The sequence below is a fragment of the Amaricoccus sp. W119 genome, assembly GCF_047275745.1.
Lineage (GTDB): Bacteria > Pseudomonadota > Alphaproteobacteria > Rhodobacterales > Rhodobacteraceae > Amaricoccus.
This window is the reverse complement of record NZ_JBKQWU010000088.1, coordinates 1-8987: the sequence shown is the minus strand read 5'-3', so window position 1 is coordinate 8987 and position 8987 is coordinate 1. Positions and strand designations below refer to the sequence as shown.

11 protein-coding genes are annotated in these 8987 nt (G+C 64.1%); 7 read left to right on the top strand and 4 right to left on the bottom strand.

Annotated elements, in window-relative coordinates; genetic code table 11:
• Positions 1 to 101: 101 nt before the first annotated feature.
• Positions 102 to 380 carry a LysR substrate-binding domain-containing protein gene (locus ACLJK8_RS20795; protein WP_413152301.1) on the top strand — a complete coding sequence of 93 codons (279 nt, stop codon included), beginning with the start codon at positions 102 to 104 and terminating at the stop codon, positions 378 to 380.
• Positions 381 to 855: 475 nt separating this feature from the next.
• On the opposite strand, the gene ACLJK8_RS20790 is transcribed toward ACLJK8_RS20795, so the two are convergent.
• From ACLJK8_RS20790 to ACLJK8_RS20775, 4 genes are all read right to left on the bottom strand, one after another.
• Positions 856 to 2688 carry a ParB/RepB/Spo0J family partition protein gene (locus ACLJK8_RS20790; RefSeq protein ID WP_413152299.1) on the bottom strand — a complete coding sequence of 611 codons (1833 nt, stop codon included), beginning with the start codon at positions 2686 to 2688 and terminating at the stop codon, positions 856 to 858.
• Positions 2689 to 2880: 192 nt separating this feature from the next.
• A complete protein-coding gene (locus ACLJK8_RS20785; protein WP_413152297.1) occupies positions 2881 to 3261 on the bottom strand; it encodes a DUF3768 domain-containing protein in 381 nt (126 codons plus the stop codon).
• A gap of 362 nt (positions 3262 to 3623) precedes the next feature.
• Positions 3624 to 3911 carry a type II toxin-antitoxin system RelE/ParE family toxin gene (locus ACLJK8_RS20780; RefSeq protein WP_413152295.1) on the bottom strand — a complete coding sequence of 96 codons (288 nt, stop codon included), beginning with the start codon at positions 3909 to 3911 and terminating at the stop codon, positions 3624 to 3626.
• Positions 3911 to 4186 (bottom strand): type II toxin-antitoxin system ParD family antitoxin, encoded by a 276-nt coding sequence (locus ACLJK8_RS20775; protein WP_413152293.1) that lies wholly within the window; start codon positions 4184 to 4186, stop codon positions 3911 to 3913. Before ACLJK8_RS20775 ends, ACLJK8_RS20780 begins: the two co-directional genes overlap by 1 nt.
• A 146-nt stretch (positions 4187 to 4332) precedes the next feature.
• On the opposite strand from ACLJK8_RS20775, the gene ACLJK8_RS20770 reads away from it, so the two are divergent.
• From ACLJK8_RS20770 to repC, 6 genes are all read left to right on the top strand, one after another.
• A complete protein-coding gene (locus ACLJK8_RS20770; RefSeq protein ID WP_413152291.1) occupies positions 4333 to 4572 on the top strand; it encodes a DUF4160 domain-containing protein in 240 nt (79 codons plus the stop codon).
• Positions 4565 to 4966: a DUF2442 domain-containing protein gene (locus ACLJK8_RS20765; RefSeq protein WP_413152289.1), complete on the top strand. Its 402-nt coding sequence runs from the start codon at positions 4565 to 4567 to the stop codon at positions 4964 to 4966. Before ACLJK8_RS20770 ends, ACLJK8_RS20765 begins: the two co-directional genes overlap by 8 nt.
• Positions 4967 to 4973: 7 nt before the next feature.
• Positions 4974 to 5270 (top strand): hypothetical protein, encoded by a 297-nt coding sequence (locus ACLJK8_RS20760; protein WP_413152288.1) that lies wholly within the window; start codon positions 4974 to 4976, stop codon positions 5268 to 5270.
• 43 nt (positions 5271 to 5313) lie between these two features.
• A complete protein-coding gene (gene repA, locus ACLJK8_RS20755) occupies positions 5314 to 6501 on the top strand; it encodes a plasmid partitioning protein RepA (RefSeq protein ID WP_413152302.1) in 1188 nt (395 codons plus the stop codon).
• The gene (repB, locus tag ACLJK8_RS20750; RefSeq protein WP_413152285.1) at positions 6498 to 7490 is read left to right on the top strand and encodes a plasmid partitioning protein RepB; all 993 of its coding nucleotides are present in this window, start codon (positions 6498 to 6500) and stop codon (positions 7488 to 7490) included. Before repA ends, repB begins: the two co-directional genes overlap by 4 nt.
• Positions 7491 to 7664: 174 nt before the next feature.
• Positions 7665 to 8861 carry a plasmid replication protein RepC gene (gene repC, locus ACLJK8_RS20745; RefSeq protein ID WP_413152283.1) on the top strand — a complete coding sequence of 399 codons (1197 nt, stop codon included), beginning with the start codon at positions 7665 to 7667 and terminating at the stop codon, positions 8859 to 8861.
• Positions 8862 to 8987 lie beyond the last annotated feature (126 nt).

The following is an 8987-nucleotide window of genomic DNA, read 5'->3' as shown; positions in this document are numbered from 1 at the left end:
GGGCCGAGGCCTCCGTCGCGCCAGGTTTCACGTCGCTCTTGTCGTCCATGCTCTACCCCCGTTCCTCGGGAAAGTAGCGCTCGACGCTGTCTCAAGAAACCGTGCCCCGGCCCAACGACGTGCTGATGCCGAGCCGTCAGCGATACAACGATCTGGACGCGGTGCTGGACGCCGCCGTCGAGGGCGGCGGCCTGGCCTGGCTTCCTCGCTGGCTCGCAGCGCCGAGGGTGGCCGAGAGCAAGTTACAGCTTGTCATGGACGGCAGTCAGCCTCAGCCGATGGATTTCCGGGCCGTTTGGCCTCGGAGCAAGTTCCTACCGCGGAGAACCCGTGCTGTGATCGATGCGCTCGTCGCCGAAGTTCCGAAGATGATGGGCTGAATTCCGTCGCGGGAATAATGCCTGACTGGCCTGCCCCCATCGGGTGGTCCGGGTCCATTCTTGATTCATGACGGATCTCGGGCGCCACGGCTGGTGTGGCCGGCGCAGCGGGTTCGGCTGGCGGAGCCGGCCACTGCGCGACCTCGGGTGCTCCGATCATGCTTCGGAGCCTTTTGGCGGTATCGGCGCCCGGCGGTCTCCGAGCGAGGGATCGACGAAATGTCCGGCCGAACCACTCGGCGAAGCGGCCGGGAGGCGCCCGGCCGATCTGGAAACGCGGCCCCGCGTTTCCGGAAGCGAAGCGGTCGGCCGGAAGAAAATGACAAAGGCGTCGGGAGCGGGGTGAGCGGGCCGAAGGCCCGTCGATCCTCGCTCCCGTCCTTCGCATGGCGCGATCGCCGGCCAGGCGATCTCCGGATCCCGCGCCGACCCGACAGGCGTGGCCAGCGAGTTTCCTTGCTGGCCACTTGCTCGCTCAGAACGCTTCCGGCGGCAGCCAGGCGGCGACGCGGGCTTCCTGCTCCGCGCCGAGCCCGAGCGCAGCGCGCGTCTCCGGATCGGCGAACAGGCTCTCGAGCCGCGCGGCCTTCTCGCCCTTGCGCAGCTTCGCGAAGGCGGTCGCGGCCGGAGCCTCGGCTGCGAGGTCGAGCAGCTCGCGCCAGAGCGCGTCGAGATAGGCGCCACTCACCCGACCGAGGAAGTTCTCGGCGGTCGGTGTCCAGACCGCGCGGATGTCGGTCCCGGCCTCGGCGTCGATCAGCGCGCCGAGCTTTTCATCGGCGACGGTGAGCAGCCCGGCAAGGTGGCAGACGAGTTCGGCGCGCGTGTGCTCCGCGCCCTGCGCGCGGAAGGCGCGGAACGCCTCGGCGCGGTCGAAGTCCCACGGGTTTTCCGGCGCCGGCGCGGCCTCGGTCAGCCACGCGTCGAGCGCGTAGCCGGTCGCGGTGCAGGGCTGGTTCGGGACGATATCGCGGCGCAGCCCGAAGGCATGCGCGGCACCGATCCGGCCGGAGAGCTCGAAGGCGAGCAGATCGAGGATCAGATCGGGATCGCTCAGCGCCGCCTGCTGGCGCGCGCCGCGCGCGACCCGGGCGAGATCCTCGGCGAGCGCGGCCGAGAGCGGCGACTTCGGCTTCGTCGCCGTCTCACCGGCGTGGCGCGACGGCGCGAGCAGACCGGCCGCCTCGGCCTCGGCCCGATCCTCCGCGCGCACCAGCCCGGCCTCGGTCCGGAGCGCGCCGTCGTGCCCGACGTAGACGACGATCCCGGAGAGCGCGATCTGTTCGGCGGTGAAGCCGCCATCGATCAGCGCCCCCAGCCGGTCGAGCTCGGCCGCTTCATCCGCGTCGAGCTCCTCGGCCTCGGCGCGCTCGACCAGCGCGTCGTAGCGCTCGCTCTGCTCCGGCGACAGTTCCCCCGGCACCGGGTAGAGCCGCGCCGCGCCGAGCGCGCGGGACTCCTCGTAGGGCACATAGGAATCCGGGAAGGTCCGGACCCATTTCCAGCCCTCGGCGGCGCGCCGCGTCTCCGCCGCCTCGGCGAGCTTCTCCGCGAAACAGGCGTCGAGGATTGTCGGATCGTCGCAATAGACTTCGCCCTCGAAAAGGTCGCGGGTGATCCGCCCGCCCGCCTGCTCATAAGCCTCGAGCCCGACGAAGCGCGCCCGGCGGTCGCTGTCGCGGATCGCGGCGGGCTTCAGCAGGCGGCGCAGGCGCTGCGCGTCGAAGCCCCGGCCCCGCGCCTGCTCGAGCACGCCGAGCGCATGATCGAGATCGTCGCAGAGCGTGAAGCAGGCGGCGGCGCCGAGGCTGATCTCGTCGGCGCGCAGCGCCGCGAGCACCGGCGCGGGCAGGCCGGCGAGCTTCAACCGGCGGCGGACATGCGCGTCGGTGACGCCGAAGGCGATGGCGATTTCCGCCGCCGCGACGCCGCGCCCGGCCAGCGCCGCGTATTCGCGGATCTCGTCGGCGGGGTGAAGTGCCTCGCGCAGATGGTTCTCCGACGCGGCCCAGAGCCGCGCGGCCGCGAGGTCGGGCGCGATCCGGACCGGGACGGCGGCGAAGCGCGGGTCGTCGCCGAGCAGTTCGAGCGCGCGCAGCCGCCGCCCGCCGGCGACGATGCCGATCCGGCCGTCGTCGTCCTGGATCCCGGCGAGGTTCTGGATCAGCCCGAGCGCGCGGATGTTCTCGGCGAGCGTGACGATACCCGCCGCGTCGATCTCGCCGCGCGGATTGAGCGGATGCACGTAGAGCCGGGCGACGGGGACGGTTTCGAGGATCGCGGCGGTGAGGTTCTGGTCGAGTGCCATGCTTGGCCTCCATTCGAATGCAAGGATTCAGGTGTTGGGGATGCTCGGGCCTGGGGGCATCGCCCCCCTGCCCTTCCGGCTCAGACGAGCCCGTGCCGGATCAGGAAGCGGCGGCCGATGCCGAAGGCATCGCCCCGGCCGATCAGCGCCCAGGCCTCGCGCCGGCGCGCGGCGAGCCAGTCGGAGCCCACCTCAGTATTCCTCCGGCAAGAGCAGCGTCAGTACGCGCCGGGTCATCTCCGGATCCTCCGGCGCCTCCGAGCCGAAGGTGTAATCGGCGTCGTAGAGATCGATCTTGAAGTAGACCCGAACGGTGTCGCCCCCCTGCCCCACCGCGACGATGCCGAAGTCGCGCTGGCCCCACGGGTCGTTGTCCGCGCTGAAGGCGTCGAAGCTCCGGACGGCGACGATCAGCCGAAGCAGCGCGAGTGGGCCGAGGTCGGCGACACCGGGCGTCATCACGACCCGGCCCGGCACCGAGGCATCCGCGCCCCAGCTCGTCCGAAAACGGTCGTTCTGTTCGGCGATGACGCGGGACTGTTCGTCGCCGCGTTCGATCTCGAGGATGGTCATGCTGGATCTCCTTGCTCCCCGGTCGGTCAGCACCAGACTTTGGGGGCGGGTTTCAGGCGAGGACCGCGACGCGGCCCTCTCCTGAAAGCCTGCCTCCCGGCGAGGGCCGGAGGGGGTCCCATGCAAGAGGCGGGGCGCGGAGGGGCATCTCCCGGCCTGCACGGAGCCGAAGGCGGAGGAAGGTTGGGGATACCGCGCCGCGCCTCTTGCGTGGGGGAACCGGCGGTTCCCGATCGCAAGCCCGGCGCACCGCGGCGGGCGCGCAGGCCGAAGGCCGAAGGCCGGAGAAACGCAATGGAAGCTCGATCCCTTGGCTCAAGTTCGAACGCTCGGGTTACCCCGATGCCCGGGCATCTCCGGGATCAGCCCAGAAGGTCCTGCCAGCGCCGGGCACCATGGAGTACGCGCACGATCTCAGCGTCCTCGCCGGTTCGTTGGTAAAGGATCAGGTAGCTGCCCGCCGGCAGCAAGCGCAGACCGGGGCGCACGTCGGGTCGCGCGACCCCCATGCCAGGCATGTCACCCAGCAACGCGCAGCGCCGCTCGATGTCGGCGACCCAGCGCAGCGCGGCGTCGAAGTCATCGGCGGCGATATAGAGGGCTATGGACTCGATGTCCGCCTCCGCGGCGGGCAGCAGGCGATACCCCATCAGTCCTGGCCAGACGGACCCCGTTCCAACCGCTCCCGGATCTGCCCGAAGGCTTCCGGTCCGGATCGCGGCGCGCCGCTCGCAAGGCCGTCATCCCAAAGGCGGCCCAGTTCCTCGATCGCGCGTTCCCGCTCAATCCGCCGGAGGCGCCAATCACGCAGAGCCTCGCGCATGACCTCGCTCACCGAGGCATACTCGCCACTTTCGACCATCTGGCGCATCATCGTCGCCATCTCCGGCGTCAGCGCGACACTGACCTTCTCGACTCTGCCCACATGTGATCCTTTTCCGGGCAAGGCGGTAGGCAAGTTTGCCACCGATGGCGGATTGTGTCGAGGCCAAGTCTGACGACGCGTGGATCTGAGCCTGTTGCTGCCTTTGTCAACGTTGAAAAACCTAACTGGATGGGTTAAGTAGACCTATGGTCACCATCTACCGTGCGCACGGGCTACGCATCATCATCTTTATCGACGATCACGAACCGGCCCATGTGCATGTGTTCGGTGATGGCCAGGCCAAAATCAATCTGATCGGCCCCGACGGCTCGCCGGTTCTGGTTTGGGCAGAGGGTATGAAGGGCAACGAGATTCGCCGGGCGGTCCAGGTGGTTCGCGATCAGCGGGACCTGTTTCTTGCCAAATGGAGGGAAATCCATGGCTGAACTGACAGACGCCGAGATTGACGCGGCTCTCGAACGGGGTCGCAGTGCGCAACAGAGCGAACCCCGCGCGGATACGGTCCGCTATGACCGGCGCAACGGCCGCGTTATCGTGGACCTGACCAACGGCTGCACCTTCGCGTTTCCGCCGCGTCTCGCGCAGGGGCTTGAAACCGCCAGCGATGACGATCTGGAGGCCGTCGAGATCCTCGGCGCGGGCTATGGCCTGCACTGGGAGGCGCTGGACGTGGACCTGACCGTCCCCGGCCTGCTGGCAGGGCTGTTCGGCACGAGGGCCTATATGGCCCGCCGAGCCGGACAGGCGACTTCTTCGGCGAAAGCCGCGGCGGCCCGTGCGAACGGCCGCAAGGGAGGGAGGCCCCGCAAGCAGGCCTGAACCGAGGATGAAGCATGGCGGCTTCGCTTTCGGCGAAGGGGTCCTGACCGCGACAGGAGTTTGGTGCCGCACTGATATCGGCACGCGCACGGTCATCGGGGTCAAGGTCTCGGGTCGCGATGACCCGTCGTGGCTCATTGGTTCGCCCGACGTTGTGGTCATATTGAACCCTTGCGAGATGTCCGATCGGACTACCGGCTGGACGGGATTGCCATCGATTTCTGCGCTGTGGCAGGAAAACCTCATTCAAAAAGGCTTGCGCGAATCCCGTACCTCCTACCATAGTCACGGAAAGGCGGGTTAAAACGCTAATTTCCGTGAACACGGTGCATAAAGAGATGGGGCATATGAGCAGGCCAACGTCCATGGAGGACCTGAACGCGGTCATCCGTCGGCATTCTGAGACGCTGGCGGCGCAGTTGCATGCTCAGCGCGAAAGCCTTTTTCCCCCCGACGCTACCAAATCCATGCGGAAGTTTTCCTCGGGCGAAGCCGCAGGGCTGCTCGGCGTGAACGACTCTTACCTTCGAAAACTTCATCTGGACGGCAAAGGCCCCTCCCCGGAACTCACCGCAGGCAATCGTCGCATGTACTCCGCAGAAGACGTCGCCGCACTGAGGGTGCTTCTCGAGAAGACGGCTCGAAAACCCGGAGACTATCTTCCAGGGCGGCGAGATGGCGACCACCTACAGGTGATTGGCGTCATGAACTTCAAGGGCGGATCGGGCAAAACAACTACCTCCGCCCATCTTGCCCAGCGACTGGCTCTGAAGGGCCATCGCGTGTTAGCCATTGATCTCGACCCGCAAGCATCACTGACGGCTTTGCACGGCGTCCAGCCAGAGTTCGACCTAGCCGACGGCGGAACATTATATGACGCCATTCGCTATAAGGATCCCCTGTCTGTAAGACGGGTAATTCGCAAGACGTATATTCCGAATCTCGATCTCATTCCCGGGAATCTCGAACTTATGGAGTTCGAGCACGACACGCCTAGGGCTCTCGCTCAGGGAGCAGCTGGACTTTTCTTTTTCCGAGTTCGCGATGTTCTGTCCGAAGTTGATCCTGAATACGACGTAGTCGTCATAGACTGCCCACCACAACTCGGCTTCCTGACTATGTCAGCCCTATCGGCTTCGACGGGTGTGCTGGTCACAATCCATCCAGAAATGCTGGATGTCATGTCAATGAGTCAGTTCCTTCGAATGACGGCTGAACTCATGGATGTTATCGCCGATAGCGGCGCGGACATGTCGCACGACTGGATGAGATACCTACTCACAAGATATGAGCCAACCGACGCACCCCAGAACCGCGTCGTTGCCTTCTTGCGCACAATGTACGGCGAGAAAGTCCTCAATGCTCCAATGCTAAAATCAACTGCGATCTCGGATGCTGGGTTGACAAAGCAGACGCTGTACGAAGTTGAGCGCGGAGCGTTCGTCAGGTCAACTTACGACAGGGCCCTCGAGAGCATGAACGCCGTCACCGATGAGATCGCAGAGCTCATCCAACGCACCTGGGGCCGCCAATGACCGATGGCAAGAAACGGCGGCTATCGATGTTGGACCAGCTCACCGCAGTTGGCTCTACGCCGTCGCAGAGCAGCATGATGTCGACAAATCGCGCCCTCCGTGCTGCCCGCGATGCTGTAGACTCGCATCAGATATGGGATCTCGATCCAGAGACCATCGATGATAACCGGCTGTCAGATCGTCTCAGCTTTGAAGATATTGACGATCTTCGCACTTCGATCGAGGCCAATGGTCAGACCGTGCCAATCTTGGTGCGTCGACACCCGACGGAGTCCGACCGATATTTGCTGGTTTACGGCCGTCGCAGGCTGGAGGCCGTGCGCAGATCCGACAAGGTCAAGGTAGTTCGGGCCTTGATCGCGAGCCTCGACGATGACGCCGCTGTACGTGCCCAGGCTACCGAGAATACTGGCCGGCGCGACTTGAGCTACATAGAACGCGCTCTTTTTGCCGCAGAGTTGATGGACGCCGGGTTTGGAACTCAGGCGCAGGTCGCTGCCGTGTTGAACACGTCACAGTCCGCTATCTCGATGGCGGTTTCGATCGCGCGCACCATCGGACCTCAACTCTCCAAGGCCATCGGGCCTGCCCCCGATCGCGGCAGGCCGCGCTGGGAAGGGCTGGTAGCCCGAATCTCCGAGGTCGATTTCGACCGGGCCGAACTGACGAACATCGCGCTAAGTGCGCGTGAGGGCGCCTCGCCGAGTGCCGCTAATGGGAAGCCGAACCTTGATCCATCCGACATTGCGTTCGATGCGGTGTTCGATCGCGTCCAGACACCGAGAGTTGTCGGCCAATCAGCGGGCGTTGCCGCGCCCTCCAAGATAGTGATCGGAAAACGAGTAGTAGCTCGCGTGACTCGCTCGTCCAAGAACCTTCGAATCGATGTATCCGTCGACGTGGACGGGTTTGCGACTTGGCTGCAGAACCAGTCGGAGGACTTGATCCGGGAGGCTCATACCCGCTGGGCAAAGCAGGTCAAAAAATGATGCGATTCAATCAGAAGAGGAGGCACGGGAGAGGCTAAGAAAAGGTCCCGCAAAGCTTGCGCTCTACGAGACCCTCACTCTGTTCTTCGCACCTTCAGAGTAGTGCTCCGGAGCGGCAGTGGCAAGCCCCCGCGATTCGCGGGCTGGGTCTTCTTTGCCTTCGTGAAGCAATCTATGAGACATTTGCAGCCCGAAGGAGTCGGCGCGCTACTGGCGCGTGTCCGTCCTGTTTCCCCATGCCAAAGTCCGACGTGCGGGACCAAATGGAGCATCCTCCGTGACTTAGCCGTGGGCCGAGCATCCTTTGGCCTCAACGATCGAGATGTTAGCGTGCTGCAAGCACTGCTGACGTTCTGTCCGGACTCGATCTTCGCCGACACCGGAGCTCCCATAGTGCACGCATCCAACCGGTCCATTTGCGATCGGCTCAACGGGATGCCCGTTTCTACACTCCGCCGTCATATCGCAAAGCTCGTGGCAGCAGGTGTGATCGATCGGCGGGACAGCCCCAATGGTAAGCGGTACGTCCGCAGAACTCTTGGAGAGAGAGATGCCTTCGGGTTCGACCTCTCCCCGTTCCGCGCGCGCTTCAAAGAGTTCTCGTCGGTCGCGGCGGCGACAACACACTCTCTGGAGCAAACAAGAGCATCACGGCACAGAATTGGCATCTTGCGTCGTGACCTTGTCCTCCTCGCTGCTCGCGGTCGATCGGCTCAGCCCGAGCTGTCCGTATGGGATGAGTGCGCCGATCTCGCAACAGACGCCACAAGGTTGCTCCGACGAAAGCTGGCATTGGACGAACTTTCCGACATCGAGGACACCTTCTTCGCGCTAGTCCAGCGCGTTCAGACATTGCTTGATCTGCCTGGCGCGGGCGAACTGAGCGCCAATGACAGCCAAAATGAGCGCCACATTCAGAATACTAAGGATGATGTTTTTGAATCAACGGAACAACGTTCTAACCTCGCCTCAAACCGACTCTGTGAAACGAAGCTCCGCAAGGCGAGCAACCCCGCTCGAGCAGCCGATGAGATCATAGGGCGGGAGACACCCCCTACCCTCTCCGAAGTCCTATCGGCCTGCCCAGACTACAGTAGCTTCGCTCCCAGCCCCATCACCGATTGGACAACATTCATACTCCAAGCGGAGCGGCTTAGATCCATGATGGGGATTGCGGAAGAGAACTGGCACAGGGCTAAGAATGTTCTGGGCCATCAAATTGCGTCCGTTGTCCTCGCAGGAATGCTTCAACGTTTTGGTGAGATTCGTTTTCCAAATGCCTATCTCCAGAGCTTGAGCGCCAAAGCAACCCGAGGTTTGTTCAGTGTCGTGCCCATGATCGCTGCGCTTCAACGTCGGGCATACGCTTAAGTCAGGCGGATCCTGAATTGGCCCCCGTTTCGACCGGACACTTGAGCACAGCCATGGAGGCTTAGGCATATGCCTGAGCACGTGCTTATGTCTGAGATAGAGATCATCACTGATGGCGGCCGTCGG